This is a genomic window from Brevibacterium sp. SMBL_HHYL_HB1, from assembly GCF_018208375.1.
In the GTDB taxonomy this organism is placed as follows: domain Bacteria; phylum Actinomycetota; class Actinomycetes; order Actinomycetales; family Brevibacteriaceae; genus Brevibacterium; species Brevibacterium intestinavium.
In genome coordinates, this window is the sequence record NZ_CP062936.1 from 1,373,770 (window position 1) to 1,394,647 (window position 20,878).

Genomic DNA, 20,878 nt, shown 5'->3' on the forward strand with positions numbered 1-20,878 from the left:
CGAATCCGCAATGTCAGTGCCGAGTAATACAGTGGTCAGGTGATGAAAACCAATAACGGTGAGCAAGTGACAGGCGTCTCCCATCTCGACACCCTGTGGGTCAAGGGTGCCAGGGCGCACAATCTCAAGAACGTCGAGATCGCCCTGCCGCGCGACTCCATGGTCGTGTTCACCGGCCTGTCCGGATCCGGCAAGTCATCCCTGGCCTTCGACACGATCTTCGCCGAGGGGCAGCGGCGCTATGTCGAATCCCTGTCCTCCTATGCCCGCATGTTCCTCGGTCAGGTGGACAAACCCGATGTCGACTTCATCGAAGGGCTGTCTCCGGCGGTGTCGATCGACCAGAAGTCGACGTCGCGCAATCCGCGCTCGACCGTCGGCACGATCACCGAGGTCTACGACTTCCTGCGCCTGCTGTGGGCGCGCATCGGCATCCCCCACTGCCCCGTGTGCGGTAAGGTGATCACGAAGCAGACCCCGCAGCAGATCGTCGACCAGCTGCTCGAGCTCGAAGAGCGCACGAAGTTCCTCGTCCTCGCCCCCGTCGTGCGCTCACGCAAAGGCGAATTCGTCGACCTGTTCACGGATCTGCAGACCAAGGGCTTCTCCCGCGCCATCGTCGACGGCGAGCAGATCAGCCTGACCGAACCGCCCACCCTGGAGAAGCAGTACAAGCACACGATCTCCGTCGTCGTCGACCGGCTCGTGGCGAAGCCGGGCATGCGCCCGCGACTGACCGACTCCGTCGAGACCGCGCTGGGCCTGGCCGAGGGCCGCATCGACATCGACCTCGTCGACGAGGGCAGGACCCGCACCTTCTCCGAGCACATGTCGTGCCCGAACGAGCATCCGCTGACGATCGACGAGATCGAACCGCGCTCGTTCTCCTTCAACTCTCCCTTCGGCGCCTGTCCCACCTGTGACGGCATCGGCACCCGCCTGCAGGTCGACGAGAGCCTCGTCGTGCCCGATGAGGATCTCAGCCTCGGTGCCGGTGCCATCGCCCCCTGGTCGGGCGGCAAACAGGCCTCGAAGTACTTCAACCGTCTGCTCAAGGGGCTCGGGGACGAGCTCGGCTTCGATATGAAGACGCCGTGGAAGAAGCTGCCGAAAGCGGCGAAGACCGCGATCCTGACCGGCAAGGACTACAAGGTCCACGTCAAGTACCGAAACCGCTTCGGACGGGAACGCACCTATTCGACCGGGTTCGAAGGGGTCTACCAGTACATCCAGCGCAAACACGAGGAGACCGAATCGGACTGGTCGCGGGAACGCTATGAGTCCTATATGCGCGAGATCCCCTGCGCCAGCTGCCAAGGCAGCCGTCTCAAACCCGAGATCCTCGCGGTCAGAGTCGGTGGCCGCTCCATCGCCGAGGTGTGTGAACTGGCGCTCGACGAGGCCGCCGAATTCCTCGGCTCGCTCGAACTCAGCGACCGGGACGCCGCCGTGGCCGCCCAGGTGATGAAGGAGATCAATGCCCGGCTCGGGTTCCTCCTCGACGTCGGTCTCGACTACCTCAGCCTCAATCGCGCCGCCGGCACACTCTCCGGCGGTGAGGCCCAGCGCATCCGTCTGGCCACTCAGATCGGCTCGGGACTGGTCGGTGTCCTCTACGTCCTCGACGAGCCCTCGATCGGTCTGCACCAACGCGACAACCGTCGGCTGATCGAAACGCTCAACAAGCTCAAGGACCTCGGCAACACCCTCATCGTGGTCGAGCACGACGAGGACACCATCGAATCCGCCGACTGGATCGTCGACATCGGTCCCGGCGCCGGCGAACACGGGGGAGAGGTCGTCTATGCCGGCCCCGTGTCCGGGCTCAAGGACGCGGCGGGCTCGATCACCGGCGACTACCTGGCCGGTCGCCGTGAGATCCAGATCCCGCCGGCCCGCCGTCCCGTCGACAGGGACCGGATGGTCACCGTCGAGAAGGCGGTGGAGAACAATCTGCGCGATGTCACCGTCTCCGTCCCGCTCGGACTCCTCACCGTCGTCACCGGCGTCTCGGGTTCGGGCAAGTCCACCCTGATCAACGAGATCCTCTACACCCAGATGGCCAATGTCCTCAACGGCGCCTCGCGGGTGCCCGGACGCCACAAACGGGTGACCGGTCTGGAGAACCTCGACAAGGTCGTCCACGTCGACCAGTCGCCGATCGGGCGCACTCCGCGGTCGAACCCTGCCACCTACACGGGAGTCTTCGACCATGTGCGCCGCCTGTTCGCCGAGACCGAGTCGGCGAAGGTCCGCGGCTATCTGCCGGGACGCTTCTCCTTCAACGTCAAGGGCGGACGCTGCGAGAACTGCAGCGGCGACGGCACGATCAAGATCGAGATGAACTTCCTGCCCGATGTCTACGTGCCCTGCGAGGTCTGCCACGGGGCCCGCTACAACCGGGAGACCCTCGAAGTCACGTTCAAGGGCAAGAACATCGCCGAGGTCCTCGATATGCCCATCGAGGAGGCCAGTGACTTCTTCGCCGCGATCCCTGCGATCTCCAGGCACCTGAAGACCCTCGTCGAGGTCGGGCTCGGCTACGTCCGCCTCGGACAGCCGGCCACGACCCTGTCCGGTGGTGAGGCGCAGCGGGTGAAGCTCGCCGCCGAACTGCAGAAGCGCTCCCGAGGACGGACCGTCTACGTGCTCGACGAGCCGACGACGGGTCTGCACTTCGAGGACATCTCGAAGCTGCTGAAGGTCCTCCAGGGGCTCGTCGACAAGGGCAACACGGTCATCGTCATCGAACACAACCTCGATGTCATCGGCAACGCCGACCACATCATCGACCTCGGTCCCGAAGGCGGTCGCGGCGGCGGCCAGGTCGTCGCCCAGGGCACACCCGAGGAGGTCGCCGAGGTGGCCGCATCGCACACCGGTCGATTCCTCAAACCGATGCTCCAATCCTGATCCGAATGCCAGAACCCTCCAGCTACCGTCCGGCCACGGGGTCGATCCCCACCTCGGCCGGGGTCTACAAGTTCCGGGACCCCGACCGGCGGGTGATCTACGTCGGGAAGGCGAAGAACCTCCGCAATCGGCTCAACTCGTACTTCTCGAATCCCGCCCAGCTGCATCCGCGGACCTCGACGATGGTCCATACCGCGAACTCCGTGGAGTGGACCGTCGTCGACACCGAGGTCGAAGCCCTCCAGCTCGAGTGGACGTGGATCAACGAATACAAACCGCGGTTCAACGTCATGTTCCGCGACGACAAGTCCTACCCCTACCTTGCGATCACGATGAACGAGGAGGTTCCGCGGGCCTATATAACCCGCGGGAAGCGTCGCAAGGGCATCAAGTACTTCGGCCCCTTCGCCCAGGTGTGGGCCATCAAGGATACGCTGGACCTGCTGCTCAAGGCCTTCCCGATGCGCACCTGCACCCCCGGCGTCTACCGTCGTGCCGAACGCAGCGGTCGCCCCTGCCTGCTCGGCTACATCGACAAATGCGCGGCTCCCTGCGTCGGTCACATCGGCAAGGAGGAGCACCGGGAACTGGCCCGCAGCATCTCGGACTTCATGTCCGGAAACACCGGCCGATTCATCAGCTACCGGCAGAAGGAGATGGCGGCCGCCGCGGCCGACCTCGACTACGAACGCGCCGCTCGTCTGCGCGACGAGATCACCGCTCTGCAGAAGGTCCTCGACAAATCCGCCGTTGTCCTGTCCGTCAGCGCCGACTGCGACGTCTTCGCCCTCGTGACCGAAGAACTCGAGGCCTCCGTGCAGGTCTTCCACGTCCGGCAGGGACGCATCCGCGGCCAACGCGGATGGATCATCGAACGCTCAGACGATCACACCCCGGCGGAACTGACCACCGACTACCTGCGCCAGGCGTATTCCGGCCTCGACCCCGAAGCGATCCCGAAGGAGATCCTCGTCGACACCCTGCCGGCGGATCTCGACTCCCTGGAGAGCTGGCTGCGACAGCTGCGCGGTTCCCGAGTGACGGTGCGCGTGCCCGAGCGGGGAGAGAAGAAGGCCGTGCTGGAGACCGTGACGAAGAACGCGAAGGAAGCGCTCGTCCAGCACAAGCTCAAACGCTCCTCGGACCTGACCACCCGCAGCCAGGCGCTCAAGGAGATCCAGGAACACCTCGGCCTGCCCGAGGCTCCGCTGCGCATCGAGTGCATCGACATCTCGCACACGCAGGGGTCGAACGTCGTCGCCTCCCTCGTCGTGTTCGAGGACGGGATGGCCAAGAAGCGCGACTACCGGCACTTCGCCATCCACGGGGAAGCCGCCGCCGACGACACGGCCTCGATGTACGACGTCGTCTCCCGCCGGTTCAGCCGCTACCTCGAACAGATGGGTGCCGATGAGCCCGATGAGCGATTCGGCTACCGGCCCAGCCTCCTCGTCGTCGATGGTGCCGGCCCCCAGGTCGCAGCCGCCACGAAGGCACTGACCGACCTCGGCGTCGTCGACGTCTCCGTGGTCGGTTTGGCCAAGCGCCTGGAGGAGATCTGGATGCCCGAGGATCCGTTCCCGGTCATCCTGCCCCGCAACTCAGAGGGACTGTTCCTCATGCAGCGGCTGCGCGATGAGGCCCACCGCTTCGCCATCACCTACCACCGGTCCAAACGGGCGAAGGCGATGACGAGCTCGGTCCTCGATGACATCCCCGGTCTGGGAGAGTCCAAACGCACCGCTCTGCTCCGGCACTTCGGCTCCGTGAAGAAGGTCCGGGCCGCCACGGCCGAGGAGATCTGCGAGGTCAAGGGGATCGGTCCCGCCCTGGCCGCGAAGATCGTTGAGGCGATGGCCGACTGAGAGGTTCGAATCTGGCTTAGAGTAGTGCTGAAAGATGCAGTGCCCGGCACCCGACGGGCACGGACAGAGGAGGACGAGTGACGACACAGGCCCAGCCGGACGGTTCCGACCACCCCATCGAGGTGGTGCTCGTCACCGGCATGTCCGGTGCCGGCCGGACAACCGTGGCCAATGTGCTCGAAGACATGGACTGGTACGTCGTGGACAATCTGCCGCCGCAGATGATGCGACCACTGGTCGAACTCGTCGCCCGGGCCGATGGCGCCCTGCCGAAGATCGCCATCGTCATCGACGCCAAGGGACGCACGAAGTACACGGAGCTGCAGGAGACGATCTCGGACTTCCTCGACCAGGGACTGTCGCTGCGGATCGTCTATCTCGAAGCCTCCGATGAGGTCCTCGTCCGCCGATTCGAATCGACCAGGCGGCCCCACCCGCTGCAGGGAGAGGGCACCCTCCTCGACGGCATCGAAGCCGAACGGGCACAGCTCGAGCCCCTCAAGCATCGGGCCGACATCATCGTCGACACCTCGGATCTCAACGTCCATCAGCTCTCGGCCGAGGTGCGCAAGCGCTTCAGCGATGACGACACCCCGCCGCTGAGGCTGACCGTGATGAGCTTCGGCTTCAAATACGGCCTGCCCAAGGACGCCGACCACATCGCCGATGTCCGCTTCCTGCCCAATCCGTACTGGATCCCGCACCTGCGCGGCCACAATGGACTCGACTCCGATGTCGCGAGCTTCGTGCTCGAGCAGAACGGCGCCGAGGAATTCATCGACCGCTATGCGGCGACCCTGTCCACCGTCGCCGAAGGCTACCTGCACGAAGGACGCGGCTATGCGATGATCGGCATCGGCTGCACCGGCGGCAAGCACCGTTCGGTGGCGATCAGCGAACGCGTGGGCCAGCTGCTCTCCGCACAGACCGGCATCCCCGTGACGGTGCGCCACCGCGATCTGGGACGAGAATGATATGGAGACCGAAGACCTCCCCGTCATCACACCGGGGACACAGAACGAAGGACCGAACATCGTCTCCTTCGGCGGCGGACACGGCCTCTATGCCGCACTGCGCGCCTTCCGCCTGCTGACCGAGGAGCTCACCGCCGTCGTCACCGTCGCCGATGACGGCGGATCGTCGGGCCGACTGCGCGACGAGCTCGGCGGACTTCCGCCCGGTGACCTGCGGATGGCGCTGGCGGCACTGTGCGATGACGGCACCTGGGGACAGACCTGGCGCGATGTCATCCAGCACCGCTTCGAATCCGAGGGCGAACTGTCCGGCCACGCCGTCGGCAATCTGCTCATCGCCGCGCTGTGGCAGATCCACGGCGACCACGTGGCCGGGCTCGACTGGATGGCTCGCCTGCTGCGCGCACACGGACGCGTGCTGCCGATGTCGTCGGTGCCGCTGACGATCGAAGCCGATGTGAAGTTCCCCGGCTCCTTCCAGGTCGTTCGCGGGCAGTCCGTGCTCGCCTCCACCCTGGGACATGTGGAGACCGTGCGCCTCGACCCGGCCGCCCCGCCGGCCCGGTACGAGACCGTCGAAGCGGTCCAGGAGGCCGAGGTGCTCAACCTCGGGCCCGGATCCTGGTACACCTCGGTCATGCCCCACCTGCTCGTGCCCTCACTGGCCGAGGCCATCGTCGACTCGGGCGCGGTGAAATCCCTCACCCTCAACCTCAGTTCCAGCGACGGCGAGACCCGGGACCTCAGCCTCGGCGAGCATCTCGTGTCCCTGCACCGCCACGCTCCGTCCCTGAGGCTCGACTACGTCCTCGTCGACGAGGCGGCCACCGCACTCGAACCGGATCTGGCTCAGCGGGCAGTGGACATGTTCAATGCCAAACTCTGGCAACGTCCCTTGCGCTCTCGGAGGCAGGGACAGCATGACAGCCTCAAACTCGCGGCATGCTACCGTGACATGTTGTTGGACGCCGGGATCGGCGTCGCCGAGCAGTGGTAGGAATTCAGGTGCAGGAGGACGAGCTATGGCACTGACCGCTCAGGTCAAGGACGAATTGGCGCGCGTGAAGATCACCCGCACCTCCGCGCGCAAGGCCGAGGTGTCCTCGATCTTCCGGTTCTCCTCCGCGCTGCACCTGGTCAACGGCTCGATCGTGCTCGAAGCCGAACTCGACACCGCTCAGGCAGCGAAGCGGCTGCGGTCCGAGATCAAGGAACTCTACGGCCAGCATGCCGATATCGTCGTCATCAATGCCGCCGGCATCCGCCGCTCGAACCGCTACCTGCTGCGCGTGACCCGCGACGGCGGGGCCCTGGCCCGCCAGACCGGGCTCGTCGACAACCGGGGCAGACCCGTGCGCGGTCTGCCCTCGGCCATCGTCAACGGATCCGTCGCCGACGCCGAGGCCGCCTGGCGGGGAGCCTTCCTCGCCCACGGTTCGCTGACCGAGCCCGGCCGCTCCTCGGCCCTCGAAGTCACCTGTCCCGGCCCCGAGGCGGGCCTGGCGCTCGTCGGTGCCGCCCGCCGACTCGGACTGAGCGCGAAGGCCCGCGAGGTCCGCGGCGTCGATCGCGTGGTCATCCGCGACGGCGACGACATCTCCGCCCTGCTCACCCGCATGGGGTCCCACAGCGCAGTGCTGGTCTGGGAGGAGCGCCGCATGCGCCGTGAGGTCCGGGCCACGGCCAACCGACTGGCGAACTTCGACGATGCGAACCTGCGACGCTCGGCACGCGCGGCCGTGGCCGCCGGCGCCCGCGTCGAACGGGCCCTGGAGATCCTCGGCGACGACGTTCCCGAACACCTCCGCTACGCCGGGCAGCTGCGCGTGACGCACAAGCAGGCCTCGTTGGAGGAGCTCGGGCAGCTGGCCGATCCGCCGATGACGAAGGACGCGGTGGCCGGGCGGATCCGACGCCTGCTGTCGACGGCGGACAAGCATGCGGAAGAACTGGGAATTCCCGGCACGGAAGCCAGTCTGACCCCGGAAATGCTCGAAGATCGCTAGGATCGAGGCATGAGACGAATCGCCATCAACGGCTTCGGCCGCATCGGCCGAGCCCTGTTCCGCCTGTCCCTCGAACCCGGAAGCGACTTCGAAGTCGTCGCCATCAACGATCTCACCGACACCGCGACTCTGGCCCACCTGCTCACCCATGACTCCGTGTGGCCGCGCTTCGACCACACGGTCGAGACCGCCGAGGACTGGCTGTCCGTCGACGGTCGGACGGTGACGGTGTTCAGCCAGGCCGATCCCGGCAGCATCGACTGGTCGGCCCACGAGGTCGAACTCGTCGTCGAGTCCACCGGCCGGTTCACACGGCGGGACCAGGCCGAGGCTCACCTCGGCGGGTCCGTGGGCACGGTCGTGCTCTCGGCACCGGGCAAGGACGTCGATGCGACCTTCGTCATGGGCGTCAACGAAACCGACTTCGACCCCGACCAGCACACCGTGGTCTCGAACGCCTCGTGCACGACGAACTGCATGGCCACCGTCGTCAAGGCCGTCGATGACTCCATCGGCGTCGAGGCCGGACTGCTCAACACCGTCCACGCCTATACCGGCGACCAGATGCTCGTCGACGGTCCCCACCGGGACGTGCGTCGGGCCCGCGCCGCCGCCGTCAACATCGTGCCCACCACAACGGGAGCCGCGCGCACCGTCGGCAGGGTGATGCCGCACTTGGCCGGCAAGCTCGACGGACTGGCCGTGCGCGTGCCCGTGCCCGCCGGATCGATCATCGACTTCACCTTCACCCCCAGCCGCGAGACCACCGTCGAAGAGGTCAACGAGGTGCTCGCACGAGCCGCGGCCAGTTCGCCTTACCTCGAATACTCCACCGACGAACTCGTCTCCACCGATATCGTCGGCACCACCGCCTCGGCGATCGTCGACTCCCAGCTGACCATGGCTGTGGGCCAGCAGATCAAGGTCGTGGCCTGGTACGACAACGAGTGGGGCTATACGAACCGGCTCAAGGACATGGTCAGCTTCATTCTCAGCGAAAGGGACTCATGAGGACATACGACGACCCAGGGATCTTCGCCGGCCGCACGGTGCTGGTCCGCAGCGATCTCAACGTGCCGATGGACGACGGCGTGATCACCGACCGGGGCCGGGTGCTGGCCTCGGCCGGGACGATCCGCGAACTCGCCGAGGCCGGCGCCAGGGTCATCGTCATGTCCCACCTCGGGCGTCCGAAGGGACAGCCGGATCCGCAGTTCTCCCTGCTGCCGATCGTCCCCGAGCTCGCCGCGGCCATCGACCGGGAGGTCGCCTTCGCCGCCGACACCGTCGGAGACGAGGCACGGGCGAAGGCCGCTGAGCTCGAGGCCGGTGAGGTGCTGCTGCTCGAGAACCTGCGATTCAACCCGGGGGAGACGTCGAAGGACGAAGCCGAACGCCGGGACTTCGCCGGTCAGCTGGCCGAGCTGGCCGATGACTTCGTCTCCGACGGATTCGGCGTCGTCCACCGCAAGCAGGCCTCGGTGTTCGACATCGCCGCCCTCCTGCCGCACTACGCGGGCTCGCTCGTCCGGGCCGAGGTCGAGGTCAGCGATCGGCTGCTCAACGATCCCGCCCCGCCGTTCACCGTCGTCCTCGGCGGTTCCAAGGTCTCGGACAAGCTCGGGGTGATCGACAATCTCATCGATCGCGCCGACAACCTCCTCATCGGCGGGGGAATGGTCTTCACCTTCCTCGCCGCGCTCGGCCACAACATCGGATCCAGCCTGGTCGAGACCGACCGCATCGACGACGTCAAAGGCTATCTCGAACGCTCGCAGGCGGGTGGGGCCCGCATCGTGCTGCCCACCGACATCACCATGGCCGCGTCCTTCTCAGCCGATGCCGAGCATTGGGTGCGGCCGGTGTCGGAACTCGAATCCACCCCCGCCGGGACCGACGGGCTCGGTCTCGACATCGGCCCCGAATCCGCCCAGGCCTACGCGAAGATCATCGCGGATTCGACGACCGTGTTCTGGAACGGTCCGATGGGCGTGTTCGAATTCCCGGCCTTCGCCGCCGGCACGAAGGCCGTTGCCACGGCCCTGACCGGGGCAACGGGCACCGCCGAGCAGGAGCGCCTGACCGTCGTCGGCGGCGGTGACTCGGCGGCGGCTGTGCGCAGCCTCGGATTCGCCGATGACGATTTCGGCCACATCTCCACGGGCGGAGGCGCCAGCCTCGAATATCTCGAAGGCAAGACCCTGCCCGGACTCGAAGCACTCGCGTGAGGAAGAGGACAACTATGAGCGACCGCACCCTGCTGCTGGCAGGCAACTGGAAGATGAACCACGACCACCTCGAAGCGATCTCCAGCGTCCAGAAGCTCGCCTGGGCCCTGGAGGACGCGAAACTCGACGACAGCGCGTGCGAAGTCGTCGTGATCCCGCCGTTCACCGATATCCGTTCCGTGCAGACCCTCGTCCAAGGCGACAAGCTGTGGCTGAAATACGGCGCGCAGGATGTCTCGCAGCACGCGCCCGGCGCACATACGGGGGAGATCGCAGCCAGCTTCCTGTCGCGACTGGGCTGCAGCTATGTCGTCATCGGACACAGCGAGCGGCGAGCGGACAACCATGAGACGAACGAGACCGTGGCCGCGAAGCTGCGGGCCGCCGTCGAGACAGAGCTGACCCCGATCGTCTGCGTGGGGGAGTCCCTGCAGCAGCGCCAGGACAGGACGCACATCGACTTCACACTCGGTCAGCTCGACGAGTCGCTGGCCGGATTCACCGCCGATGAACTCGACGGCCTCGTCATCGCCTATGAACCGGTCTGGGCCATCGGCACCGGTGAAACCGCCACCGCCGCGGACGCCGCCGAGATGGCCACGGCGATCCGGGCACGGATCGGTGAGAAGTTCGGCACCGGTCTGGCCGAATCCACACGGATCCTCTACGGCGGATCCGTCAAGACCGCCAATGTGGCCGAGATCGTGGCTTCAGCGGATGTCGACGGCGCGCTCGTCGGCGGCGCGAGCCTCAGCGGCCCCGACTTCGCCGCTTTGTGCAAGGCCGCGGTCGCGAAGTAGACTGACAGACGAATCACTCGACGAAACATAGGTTGAATCCGACGTGGAAATCCTCAACATCATCCTCATCGCCCTGCTCGTGCTCACGAGCATCTTCCTCACCCTGCTGATCCTCATGCACAAGGGCAAGGGCGGTGGCATGTCCGACATGTTCGGCGGTGGAATGTCCTCCTCGCTCGGGTCGTCGGGAGTGGCCGAACGCAACCTCAACCGGTTCACCACGCTCATGGCGATCGTGTGGGCCGCCTGCATCATCCTGCTCGGCATCCTCACCCGCTTCAACGGCTGAGACTGAGGCGGCACCGCTTCGAACATGTGAAGGACCCCGACCGATTCGGTCGGGGTCGTTTACGTGTGTGCGGCGCAGATACGTGTGTGCGGCGCAGGTTCAGCCCACGTCGATGTCAGTCCACGCCGAAGTGGTGGAGGGGACTGACCTCGGTGATCGCCGCGGCCAGCTGCTCGAGTCCGCGCGAGCGGTCGAGCAGATGAACACGCAGCACCGGCCGGCCCCGGTTGCGCAGGGCGGCGGCATCGCCGGCGGCTTGGGCCCGCTGCAGCTGAGCGAAGCCGTACCCGAGCCCGGGCACCAGGATGTCCGTGCGCGCTTCGGCGGTGATCTGGAGGAACACGCCGTTGGGGCGACCGCCCTTGTGGTACTGGCCGGTCGAGTGCAGGTAACGGGGTCCGAAACCGAACGTCGACTGGACGCCGGCATGGGCCGAGACGAGGGGCCGCAGCTCGGCCGCCTCGGCATCGGCAAGCCGATCGAGGTAGGCCTGGACTGCGACATAGCCGTACTCATCGACCTGTTCGAACAGCTCCCGCAGCGCCGAGACGAGATCCGTGGCCTCGCCGACGGTCTCGATGACATCGACCTCGCCCTCCCGGAACACGGCTTCTGCCGACTGGCCGGTGGCGGGCTGATCGAGCAGCTGCCTCGCCTGGGCCTTGGCCTCTTCGACATCGGGCTGGTCGAAGGGATTGACGCCGATGCTGTAGCCGGCGATGGCGGTGGCATACTCCCAGAACAGGAACAGCTCGCCCAGACCGCCCGATACGGTGGCCTCGAAGCCCGAGGGGGCGCCGAGACCCGAGTCGTCGGGGGCGGGCCCGAGCACGCACAGCAGGGCGTCGGCCCGGGCGTCGGAGAAGCCGATGTCAGCCGGCGAGTCGACGACGACGGGCAGGATCCCCTGTCCGTCCTTGCCCAGCGATTCGGCGATGAGCTGTTCGATCCAGGCCGCGATGCCTCGCAGTCCGGCGTCGGTTTCGGTCAGCACGAGCTTGTCCGTCGTCCGCGCATGACCGATGCTCAACCAGGTGCCGAAGCGCAGCGCCGGATTGTCGAGGCCATCGGCTGCGAAGTCGGCGGCGGCCGCGGCCGCCTCGGCGACGATTCCGCGCACATCGGCTCCGGCCAGACCCGCTGGGACGAGGCCGAACGCGGACAGGGCGCTGAACCGGCCGCCGACGGTCTCATCGGCGTGGAAGGTCGCGAGGAAGCCCTCCTCGTCGGCCAGTCGGTCGAGTTCGGTGCCGGGGTCGGTGATGGCGATCATCCGGGAAGCCGGATCGATGCCCACCGATTCGAACGCGGCGGCGAAGCTGCGACGGATCGCATCGGTCTCCACAGTCGTCCCGGACTTCGACGCGACGACGAGGACCGTGTTCGACAGATCGGTGCCGATCGCCTCGACGATCTGGTCCGGGTCAGTCGAATCGACGACCTCGAGCGGGACGCCCGCGGTCGCGGCCATGACCTCGGGAGCCAGCGAGGAACCGCCCATGCCGGCCAGGCTGATCGTCCGCAGACCGCGCTGGGTCAGATCGGCCCGCAGAGCCTCGATCCTGGTGAGAAGATCCTCTGCCTGGTGCGGCAGATCCACCCAGCCCATGCGCTCGGCCGCATCCTCGGCGCCGTCGAAGAGCTCGGCGTCCTGCTGCTGCAGCCGCGAGGGCAGACGGGCATCGATGAGCCGTGCCGCCTCGGCTTCGAATTCGTCGCTGACCGGGACATCGAGTGCGAGTCTCATGACCGGTCCAGTGCCGTTCGGATGGTTTCCTGCAGTTCGGTCCAGCTGACGTCGAACTTCTTCAGTCCCTGCTCTTCGAGCACGGTCATCACCTCCGCATAGTCGATGCCGAGCCGGGCCAGGGCGTCGAAGACCTCATCGGCGGCCCGGTAGTCTTCGGCAGTGATCTCCTGCGTGACCTCACCGTGGTCGGCGAAGGCCTGCAGGGTCGGTTCGGGCATGGTGTTCACGGTGTTCGGGGCCACGAGCCCGGAGACGTACATCGTGTCCGCGTAGTCGGGGTTCTTCACCCCGGTCGAGGCCCACAGCAGCCTCTGGGGGCGTGCTCCGGCGAGTTCGAGGACCTTGAACCTCTCGGAGGTGAACAGCTGGGAGTGGATCTCGTGGGCGAGCACGCAGTTCGCGATCCCGGCGCGGCCCTTGAACTCGGCCGCGGCCGGGTCGTCGAGGGCATCGAGGCGCGCATCGATCTCGGTATCGACTCGGGAGACGAAGATCGAGGCCACCGACCGGATCGTGGACAGGTCGTGTCCGGCCGCGCGCGCCTTCTCCAGGCCCTGGAGGAAGGCTTCGACGACGTGCCGGTACCGGGTCAGGGAGAACACGAGGGTGACGTTGACGCTGATGCCGGCGGCGATGGTGTCGGCGATCGCGCGCAGTCCCGCCTCGGTGGCGGGGATCTTGATCATCGCGTTCGGTTCATCGACGCGCTCCCACAGCGCCTTCGCCGATTCCACGGTGCCCGCGGCATCGTGGGCCAGCGGGGGAGCGACTTCGATCGACACGCGGCCGTCGTCGCCGTCGGTGGCGTCGTAGACGGGACGGAACAGGCGTGCGGCCTCGGCCACATCGGTGGTGGTCAGGGCCTCGATGGCCGAGTCGACGTCCGAGCCCTGACGGCCGAGTTCGGCGACCGCGGAATCGTAGTCCGATCCCGCGGAGATCGCATTCGCGAAGATCGTCGGATTCGTCGTCACGCCGGTGACCGATGATTCATCGATGAGCCGGGCGAGGTCACCGGATTCGAGCCGGGTCCGGGAGAGGTCGTCGAGCCAGATGGAGACCCCGTGTCGGCTCAGCTGCTTGAGAGATTCGCTCATGCTTCCGCCTTCGCTGCTGTGATGGATTCTTCGGCGGCGTCGACGACGGCCGCCGGGGTGATGCCGAACTTCTCGTAGAGCGTGGCGTAGTCCGCCGATGCTCCGTAGTGTTCGATGGACACGGCGCGTCCGGCATCGCCGAGGTACTTGTGCCAGCTCATCGCCGAGGCGGCCTCGATGCTCACACGGGCCCGGAGCGAGCGCGGCAGCACCGTGTTCCGGTATTCCTCCGGCTGGGCTTCGAACCATTCCTGGCAGGGCATGGAGATCACGCGCGCCGCGGTGCCCGATTCCTGCAGGGTCTGTGCCGCCTCGAGGGCGATGGCGACCTCGGAGCCGCTGGCGATGATCGCGACCTCGGGCTGGTCACCGGTGTCGGTGAGCACATAGCCGCCGCGTGCCGCCTGAGCGGCGGGGGCGTACTTGTCCCGGTCGAGGGTCGGAACGGCCTGACGGGTGAGGACGAGGCCGCTGGGCCCGTCGGTGCGGTCGAGGATCTTGCGCCACACGACCGCGGTCTCGTTCGCATCGGCCGGGCGGACGACGTCGAGGCCGGGGATCGCGCGCAGCGCGGAGAGGTGTTCGATCGGTTGGTGCGTGGGACCGTCCTCGCCGAGGCCGATCGAGTCATGCGTCCAGATGAACAGGGTCGGCACCTGCTGCAGGGCGGCCAGGCGGACCGCCGGTCGCTGGTAGTCGCTGAAGACGAGGAACGTGCCGCAGTAGGGGCGGGTGCCGCCGTGGAGGGCGATGCCGTTGCCGATGAGACCGGCGGAGAACTCGCGGACGCCGAAGTGGATGTTCCGCCCGTACTCGTGGCCGGAGAAGGCCTCGGTCGACCGGTGCGCGGGCAGGAAGCTCGGCTCGCCCTTGATCAGGGTGTTGTTCGAACCGGCCAGATCGGCCGACCCGCCCCAGAGCTCGGGCATGGTCTCGGCGATGGCGTTGAGCACCTGTCCGGAGGCCGCGCGCGTGGCGATGCCCTTCTCGCTGGCCTCGAAGACCGGGAAGGCCGCATCGAGACCGGCCGGCAGCTCGCGCTTGGCCAGACGATCGAACAGGGCCGCGGCCTCGGGGTTCGCGCTGCGCCAGGCGGAGAAAGACTTGTCCCATTCCAGATGGGCTGCGCGGCCGCGGTCGCGGACCTTGCGGGCATGGGCGAGGACCTCATCGTCGACGGCGAAGGAAGCGTCGGGGTCGAAGCCGAGGATCTCCTTCGTCGCCCGGACCTCGTCCTCACCGAGTGCGGCGCCGTGGGCGCCGCCGGTGTTCTGGGCGTTCGGTGCCGGCCAGGCGATGACGGTGGACAGGCGGATGAATGAGGGACGAGAATCGGCGCGGGCCGCCTCGACGGCGGCGTGGAAGGCCTCGATGTCTTCCTTGTACTCGCCGCCGGCGGTGAAGTCCACGTGCTGAACGTGCCAGCCGTAGGCGGCGTAGCGGGCGGCCGTGTCCTCACCGAAGGCGATGGCGGTGTCGTCCTCGATGGAGATCCTGTTGTCGTCCCAGATCACCAGCAGGTTCGACAGTTCCTGGGTCCCCGCCAGCGACGAGGCCTCACCGGACACGCCTTCCTCGAGGTCGCCGTCGGAGGCGAGCACGATGACCGAGTGGTCGAACGGCGAGGTGCCGGCAGGGGCGTCGGGATCGAACAGTCCGCGTTCCCGGCGGGCCGCCATGGCCATGCCCACCGCCGAGGCGAGTCCCGAGCCCAAGGGTCCCGTGGTGATCTCGACACCGGAGGTGTGTCCGACTTCCGGGTGGCCGGGCGTCAGGGAACCCCAGGTGCGCAGCGCCTTGAGGTCATCGAGCTCGAGTCCGAACCCGGACAGATAGAGCTGAACGTACTGGGTGAGCGAACTGTGGCCGCAGGAGAGAACGAAACGATCTCGGCCGACCCAAGTCGGGTCGGCCGGGTCGTGGGTGAGTCCGTGCTGGTAGAGGTAGTAGGCGATGGGCGCCAGGCTCATCGCGGTTCCCGGGTGTCCGTTCCCCTTCCTCTGGACCGCATCGGCGGCGAGAAGGCGGGCGGTGTCGACTGCGCGGTTGTCGAGTTCAGTCCAGGACAGGGAGTTCATGTCTTCGAGCGATCCTTCGTTCGTCTGAGAGCGTGCACTCAAACTCTACCGCGACGGATGCCTGATGTGGGCAGTGCTGTCACAAGGTGGGAGAACGAGCGCGGGACTTTCCGGCTACCGGCGGGTAGAGTGTGGTCTGGCATACAGTTCACAGGCCGTGGGAAGGCCCGTGCTGTGAGCTCGCGAGGGCCCCGAACGTCAACCGCGTGAGGCCCCGAACGTCGACCGAGGATTGTGAGAGGAACACGGTGAGCGAGGGAGCGAATCCGGTGACGAACACCGCTGCCGTCCGCGGAGCCGATGAGCACCCGCAGTCGGGAGCGGCCAGGCGACCGGTCCTCGCCGAGGTGGCCGCCGCGACCCGCGGCCCCCGTCGATTCGTCTCCCGCATCGGTGCGATCGTGCCTGCCTCGTTCATCCTGATCACGATCGCGGTGTCATCGTCGTTGGGCCAGCCCCTTCGCGGCGGCGTCGACGTCGGTGAGCTGCTTCTGTGGGCGGCATTCACCCTGATGCTGCTGACTCCCTTCATCGCCGCGGTCCTCGTCATGCTCACCGCCCGACACGGCGGATTGGTCTGGACCACGACCCTGGTCTACACGGTCGTGACGGGTCTGCTGGGAGTCGGAGTCGACGTCACGGTGCTCGGCACCGACTTCTCGAGTGCCTCGCTCAGCCTCGTCTCCGCCCTCATCGTGCAGGTGGTGCTGCTGGCCCCGGTCTGTGCCGCAGTGGCCTTCCTCGTCCACATCGTTTCCGAATCGGCTCGCCGGTGAACGCTGAAGAGGGTCCTGCCCCGGATGGGCCGGGTCCGTCGCAACACGGTCGCCCGCGACTGGCAAAAAATTCGACAGAGGGTAGAATCGACGGCGTGAGGGAACTTCGTCAGAACCGGGAAGAGCAGAGTGAACGACCTCTGCAGAGGGCCATCGACGAGCAGGGTCTCGGCGCCCGACCGCGATCGATCATCAGCGCCTATATTGCCCTGACGAAACCGCGCGTCATCGAGCTGCTCCTGGTCACGACCGCCCCCGTGATGTTCCTGGCGGCTCACGGTCTGCCGAACATCTGGCTGGTGATCAACACGCTCATCGGCGGTGCCGCCGCTGCGGCTTCGGCCTCGGTCTTCAACTGCTACGTCGATCGCGATATCGACGCGAAGATGGAGCGGACGAAGGATCGTCCGCTGGTCACCGGTGAGATCAGCCCGCGTGCCGCACTGATCTTCGCATCCGCGCTCGGGCTCGGTTCGATCTTCTGGCTCGGCGGATTCACGAACTGGGTCACCGCCGGCCTCACCGCGACCGCGATCCTGCTCTACGCCGTCTTCTACACTCTCATCCTCAAGCGCCGCACCTCGCAGAACATCGTGTGGGGTGGAGCCGCCGGCTGTATGCCGGTGCTCATCGGCTGGTCGGCCGTGACCGGGGGAGTGGCCTGGGAACCGGTGCTGCTGTTCCTCGTCGTGTTCTTCTGGACGCCGCCCCACTACTGGCCGCTGGCCATCAAGTACAAGGCCGACTACGACGCCGCCGAAGTCCCGATGCTGCCCTCGAAGCTGCCGCCCACGTCGGTCGGCCGCCAGATGATCCTCTACACCTGGGCGATGATCGCCTGCTCTCTGGCTCTCATCCCGGTCGCCCCCATGGGACCCGTCTACACCATCGTCGCAGTCGCTGCCGGAGCGTGGTTCCTGTACTCCTGCTACTCGCTGGTCTCGCGCGCCAAGAAGGGCAAGGAAGGCACCTCCCTGCGGGCCATGAAGGTCTTCCACGGGTCGATCACCTATTTGTCGCTGCTGTTCCTGGCCGTGGCCATCGACCCCTTCGTCGAAACGCTGATCCCCGGCATCTGGTGACAGCTCGGGGGCGGAAGCTCCCGGATGGGCGGTGCCCGGTCCTGATCGACCGGTCGATGCCGATCATCGAGTCCCTGCCTCGACCCCGGGTCCATGCCCTCGGCTGGACCCGGGGTCGAGCGTTTCCCATGCTCAAGACGATCCAGGCGGGCACGCCGCCGGCACGCGCCTGAGACGGCCGGACCACCCCGGTGGGAGTGCGCCCGAGACAAGGGACGGACCAGCAGGGGACGGACAGTTCTGCTGGACACCGCGCGGGCAACTGAAGCATTCCGGGCACCGAGGTTCGCCGCGGCGGAGGGCGCCGAAGCCGCAGGAAGGCACCGAAGCAGCAGCGGGCGAGGGCGCCGAATACACCGAGGCCCCCGGAGACGCGGTCCCCGGGGGCCTCGGTGGCAGCAGCGGGTCAGGCCATCACGGTCAGGGAGCGTTCGGTCCCGGCCTGCGTGCTTCGCGGGTAGGCGCTGTCCAGCACGGCGACGCTGGCGGCGATCGTGGCCGCGAGTCCGACCATATGGAGGGCGACGAGTTCCTCGGGCACACCGAGGAAGTACTGCACATAGCCGATCAGGCCCTGGGCGATCTCGACGATCAGCAGAACGGTCAGCGGGGCGACCATCGCCGTCTGGGCCTTCCGCTTCGCCAGCACCAGCGAGATGACCGTGGTGATGACGAGCAGCCAGACCGGGAAGGCATGGGCGCGCGTGATCCAGATGTTGTCGAGACCGTTGCGCGTCGACATGGTCGACCCCGAATGCGGTCCGGCGCCGGTGGTGAGCACACCGAAGACGACGATGACGGCCGTCAGAGCGAGCATGATCCAGGCCAGCGTCGGCAGCGGAGACGAGGCCCTGGTCGTGAGTCTGACGCCGGTGTCATAGGTGCGGCGGACGAAATAGGTCGCGACGCCGACGGCGATCGCCGAAGGGATGAAGTGCCCGGCCACGACCCACGGATTGAGCTTCGTCCACACGGTGATGCCGCCGACCACGGCCTGGACCGGAACGATGGCGAGCAGACCGATGTTGAGCCAGAACAGGTCGGGGCGCTTCTTGCGGTGGTTCCACAGCATGAGGGCGATGCAGACACCGAGGATGGCCAGGACCACGGCGATGAGCCTGTTGCCGAACTCGATGTAGCTGTGGATGCCCATCGCCGGGGTGGCCACGAGCGAATCCGGGGTGCACTTGGGCCAATCCGAGCAGCCGAGCCCGGAGCCGGTGAGCCGGACGATGCCGCCGCTCAGGATGATTCCCGCCTGCGCGATGAGCATGGCCCAGGCGGCGACGCGGATCTTCTTCGTGACCACTTCACTCCTCATTCGAAACGGAACCACCTGCGTGCTGCAAGCGTCCCCACCAGCCCCCAGATCAGGAGCACGATGATTGCCTTGATGTCGATGCCGCCGACTCCGATGGCCGAGCGCATCACGTCGCCGAGCGCACCGGAGGGCAGATAGCTCACGACCGTTCCCCATTCTCCCGGATGCGCGACGACGAGACCACCGACGCCGGCCATGAGCACCCAGATGAGATTCGTTGCCGCCAGGGTCGCCTCGGCGCGCAGCGTCCCGGCCATGAGCAGCCCGAGCGAGAGCAGGCACGCGGTGCCGAACACGGTGGCCAGGACGAGGCCGAGCACATCGACGGGACCGCGGAAGCCGAGGCAGACCGCCACGGCGAAGACGAGCGCGAATTGGATGACCACGACCGCGATGACGGCGCCGAGCTTGCCGAGGATGAGCCCGTTCGTGCCCAGCGGAGTCGTGGCCAGCTGCCTGAGCACCCCGTAGCGACGGTCGAAGGCGGTGGCGATGGCCTGGCCGGTGAAGGCGCTCGAGGCCAGGCTCAGGCTCAGCGCACCGGCAACGGCGATGTTCAGCGGGTCCGCCGTGGAGTCGATGATGTCGAGACCGGCGAGCAGGGGAGTCTCGGCCAGGAAGATGAGCAGACCGAGAGGGAAGATGATCGACAGCAGCAGCTGTTCGCCGTTGCGGAGGACGGAGACGGTCTCGAACTTCGTCTGTGAGACGATGCGTCGCAATCTCATCGCAGGGGCCTCCCGGTGAGGTCGAAGAAGACTTCGGCCAGGGACTGGGCGTGCATGTCCATCTCCGTGATCTCCAGGCCCGCCTCGGAGACCGCTGAGCACGCGGCCGCGATCTGGGCCGAACTCGGTGCGCTCTCGATGACGATGTGAGTGCCCTGCACCGAGGTGGGGGCGATGTCATTCATCCGCGAGAGCAGCTGCGCCGAGGCGGGCCGATCGAGCCTGATCGACAGCGAGCGGGAATCGGCAGAGGCGTTGCGCAGCTCCTCCGGCGCCCCCTGGGCGATGATCCGGCCCCGATCGATGACGACGACCTCATCGGAGAGGTCCTCGGCCTCGGCGAGATCGTGAGTGGTCAGGACCACGGCGACCCCACGGTCGGCGAGTCGGCGGATGAACGTGTGGACGACCTCTCTGGCCTGCGGGTCGAGTCCGGCGCAGGGCTCGTCGAGGAAGACCAGGCGCGGACGACCGATGAGGGCGGCGGCGAGTGCGACCCGCTGCTTCTGCCCGCCGGAGAGTCGGCGCATGGTGCGGCCGGCGAAGTCGTGCAGACCCAGCGGTCCGGCCAGTTCGTCGACGGGCAGCGGATCGCGGTAGAGGGAGGCGAGGTGCCGCAGCACCTGCAGCGGTTTCGAACTCATCGGCAGGCCGCCGTCCTGGAGCATCACCCCGGCCAGCTGCGAGGTCGTGACATGCTCGCGGACAGGGTCGTGTCCGAAGATCTCGACCGTGCCGGCGTCGGGCCGGCGCGTGCCCACGGCCAGCGAGATCGTCGTGGACTTGCCGGCGCCGTTGGGCCCGAGGACTCCGAGGACGGCGCCGGAGTTCGCGGTCAGGTCGATTCCGTCGACGACGCGGTGCGCGCCGTAGGAGTACTGGAGACCGCGAATGGTCAGGGCCGAAGATGACACCCCACCATTCTACGACCCGTCGAATGCGTACATGGTTAGGCTCACCTAGTTTTACGA

General features: G+C 67.0%; 17 protein-coding genes. 11 read left to right on the plus strand and 6 right to left on the minus strand.

Translation table 11 applies throughout. The annotated features are described in order from the left end of the window. The first annotated feature begins 42 nt into the window (after positions 1-42). The 9 genes from uvrA (at position 43) to secG (ending at position 11,075) form a co-directional block, all read left to right on the plus strand. Positions 43-2,913 carry an excinuclease ABC subunit UvrA gene (uvrA, locus tag IG171_RS06305; protein WP_212131566.1) on the plus strand — a complete coding sequence of 957 codons (2,871 nt, stop codon included), beginning with the start codon at positions 43-45 and terminating at the stop codon, positions 2,911-2,913. Between the two features lie 5 nt (positions 2,914-2,918). Next, on the plus strand, positions 2,919-4,778 hold the full coding sequence (gene uvrC / locus IG171_RS06310) for an excinuclease ABC subunit UvrC (RefSeq protein ID WP_212130673.1): 1,860 nt from the start codon (positions 2,919-2,921) through the stop codon (positions 4,776-4,778). A 140-nt stretch (positions 4,779-4,918) separates the two neighbouring features. After that, positions 4,919-5,752: an RNase adapter RapZ gene (rapZ, locus tag IG171_RS06315; protein ID WP_212131567.1), complete on the plus strand. Its 834-nt coding sequence runs from the start codon at positions 4,919-4,921 to the stop codon at positions 5,750-5,752. A gap of 1 nt (position 5,753) precedes the next feature. Then, positions 5,754-6,749: a uridine diphosphate-N-acetylglucosamine-binding protein YvcK gene (yvcK, locus tag IG171_RS06320; protein ID WP_212130675.1), complete on the plus strand. Its 996-nt coding sequence runs from the start codon at positions 5,754-5,756 to the stop codon at positions 6,747-6,749. Between the two features lie 25 nt (positions 6,750-6,774). Then, positions 6,775-7,758: a DNA-binding protein WhiA gene (whiA, locus tag IG171_RS06325; protein ID WP_212130677.1), complete on the plus strand. Its 984-nt coding sequence runs from the start codon at positions 6,775-6,777 to the stop codon at positions 7,756-7,758. A gap of 9 nt (positions 7,759-7,767) precedes the next feature. Then, positions 7,768-8,769, plus strand: coding sequence for a type I glyceraldehyde-3-phosphate dehydrogenase (gap, locus tag IG171_RS06330; RefSeq protein ID WP_212130679.1), 1,002 nt, complete (start codon positions 7,768-7,770; stop codon positions 8,767-8,769). Continuing rightward, complete coding sequence (locus IG171_RS06335; protein WP_212130680.1) at positions 8,766-9,986, plus strand: phosphoglycerate kinase; 1,221 nt, start codon at positions 8,766-8,768, stop codon at positions 9,984-9,986. The genes gap and IG171_RS06335 overlap by 4 nt, the downstream gene beginning before the upstream one ends. 14 nt (positions 9,987-10,000) lie before the next feature. Then, the gene (gene tpiA / locus IG171_RS06340) at positions 10,001-10,786 is read left to right on the plus strand and encodes a triose-phosphate isomerase (RefSeq protein ID WP_212130682.1); all 786 of its coding nucleotides are present in this window, start codon (positions 10,001-10,003) and stop codon (positions 10,784-10,786) included. A 43-nt stretch (positions 10,787-10,829) separates the two neighbouring features. Beyond that, positions 10,830-11,075 (plus strand): preprotein translocase subunit SecG, encoded by a 246-nt coding sequence (gene secG / locus IG171_RS06345; protein WP_212130684.1) that lies wholly within the window; start codon positions 10,830-10,832, stop codon positions 11,073-11,075. 115 nt (positions 11,076-11,190) lie between these two features. Here the strand turns inward: secG and IG171_RS06350 are convergent, their stop codons facing one another. Genes IG171_RS06350 through tkt form a run of 3 tightly spaced genes read right to left on the minus strand, consistent with a single transcriptional unit; the run spans position 11,191 to position 16,000 of the window. Next, entirely contained in the window at positions 11,191-12,822 is a 1,632-nt protein-coding gene (locus IG171_RS06350) for a glucose-6-phosphate isomerase (protein WP_212130686.1), read from the minus strand. Continuing rightward, on the minus strand, positions 12,819-13,922 hold the full coding sequence (gene tal, locus IG171_RS06355; RefSeq protein ID WP_212130688.1) for a transaldolase: 1,104 nt from the start codon (positions 13,920-13,922) through the stop codon (positions 12,819-12,821). The genes IG171_RS06350 and tal overlap by 4 nt, the downstream gene beginning before the upstream one ends. After that, the gene (gene tkt / locus IG171_RS06360) at positions 13,919-16,000 is read right to left on the minus strand and encodes a transketolase (RefSeq protein WP_212130691.1); all 2,082 of its coding nucleotides are present in this window, start codon (positions 15,998-16,000) and stop codon (positions 13,919-13,921) included. The genes tal and tkt overlap by 4 nt, the downstream gene beginning before the upstream one ends. A 248-nt stretch (positions 16,001-16,248) precedes the next feature. Here tkt and IG171_RS06365 point away from each other — a divergent pair, with 248 nt between their 5' ends. Then, positions 16,249-16,776, plus strand: coding sequence for a hypothetical protein (locus IG171_RS06365; RefSeq protein WP_212130693.1), 528 nt, complete (start codon positions 16,249-16,251; stop codon positions 16,774-16,776). 95 nt (positions 16,777-16,871) lie between these two features. Next, complete coding sequence (locus tag IG171_RS06370; RefSeq protein WP_212130695.1) at positions 16,872-17,858, plus strand: heme o synthase; 987 nt, start codon at positions 16,872-16,874, stop codon at positions 17,856-17,858. Positions 17,859-18,264: 406 nt separating this feature from the next. Here IG171_RS06370 and IG171_RS06375 read toward each other — a convergent pair whose 3' ends face one another. From IG171_RS06375 to IG171_RS06385, 3 genes are read right to left on the minus strand one after another with little or no spacing between them, the layout of a single operon-like run. Next, positions 18,265-19,167 carry a COX15/CtaA family protein gene (locus IG171_RS06375; RefSeq protein WP_212130697.1) on the minus strand — a complete coding sequence of 301 codons (903 nt, stop codon included), beginning with the start codon at positions 19,165-19,167 and terminating at the stop codon, positions 18,265-18,267. 8 nt (positions 19,168-19,175) lie between these two features. After that, positions 19,176-19,907, minus strand: coding sequence for an ABC transporter permease (locus tag IG171_RS06380; RefSeq protein ID WP_212130699.1), 732 nt, complete (start codon positions 19,905-19,907; stop codon positions 19,176-19,178). Then, positions 19,904-20,821 (minus strand): ABC transporter ATP-binding protein, encoded by a 918-nt coding sequence (locus tag IG171_RS06385; protein ID WP_212130701.1) that lies wholly within the window; start codon positions 20,819-20,821, stop codon positions 19,904-19,906. Before IG171_RS06385 ends, IG171_RS06380 begins: the two co-directional genes overlap by 4 nt. Positions 20,822-20,878 lie beyond the last annotated feature (57 nt).

Bases quoted from the DNA above. Each gene is read 5' to 3' on its own strand.
- yvcK (WP_212130675.1), top strand. From the start codon at position 5,754: ATGGAGACCGAAGACCTCCCCGTCATCACACCGGGGACACAGAACGAA.
- uvrC (WP_212130673.1), top strand. From the start codon at position 2,919: ATGCCAGAACCCTCCAGCTACCGTCCGGCCACGGGGTCGATCCCCACC.
- rapZ (WP_212131567.1), top strand. From the start codon at position 4,919: ATGTCCGGTGCCGGCCGGACAACCGTGGCCAATGTGCTCGAAGACATG.
- uvrA (WP_212131566.1), top strand. From the start codon at position 43: ATGAAAACCAATAACGGTGAGCAAGTGACAGGCGTCTCCCATCTCGAC.
- whiA (WP_212130677.1), top strand. From the start codon at position 6,775: ATGGCACTGACCGCTCAGGTCAAGGACGAATTGGCGCGCGTGAAGATC.
- IG171_RS06335 (WP_212130680.1), top strand. From the start codon at position 8,766: ATGAGGACATACGACGACCCAGGGATCTTCGCCGGCCGCACGGTGCTG.
- tkt (WP_212130691.1), bottom strand. From the start codon at position 16,000: ATGAACTCCCTGTCCTGGACTGAACTCGACAACCGCGCAGTCGACACC.
- tpiA (WP_212130682.1), top strand. From the start codon at position 10,001: ATGAGCGACCGCACCCTGCTGCTGGCAGGCAACTGGAAGATGAACCAC.
- IG171_RS06380 (WP_212130699.1), bottom strand. From the start codon at position 19,907: ATGAGATTGCGACGCATCGTCTCACAGACGAAGTTCGAGACCGTCTCC.
- IG171_RS06350 (WP_212130686.1), bottom strand. From the start codon at position 12,822: ATGAGACTCGCACTCGATGTCCCGGTCAGCGACGAATTCGAAGCCGAG.
- tal (WP_212130688.1), bottom strand. From the start codon at position 13,922: ATGAGCGAATCTCTCAAGCAGCTGAGCCGACACGGGGTCTCCATCTGG.
- gap (WP_212130679.1), top strand. From the start codon at position 7,768: ATGAGACGAATCGCCATCAACGGCTTCGGCCGCATCGGCCGAGCCCTG.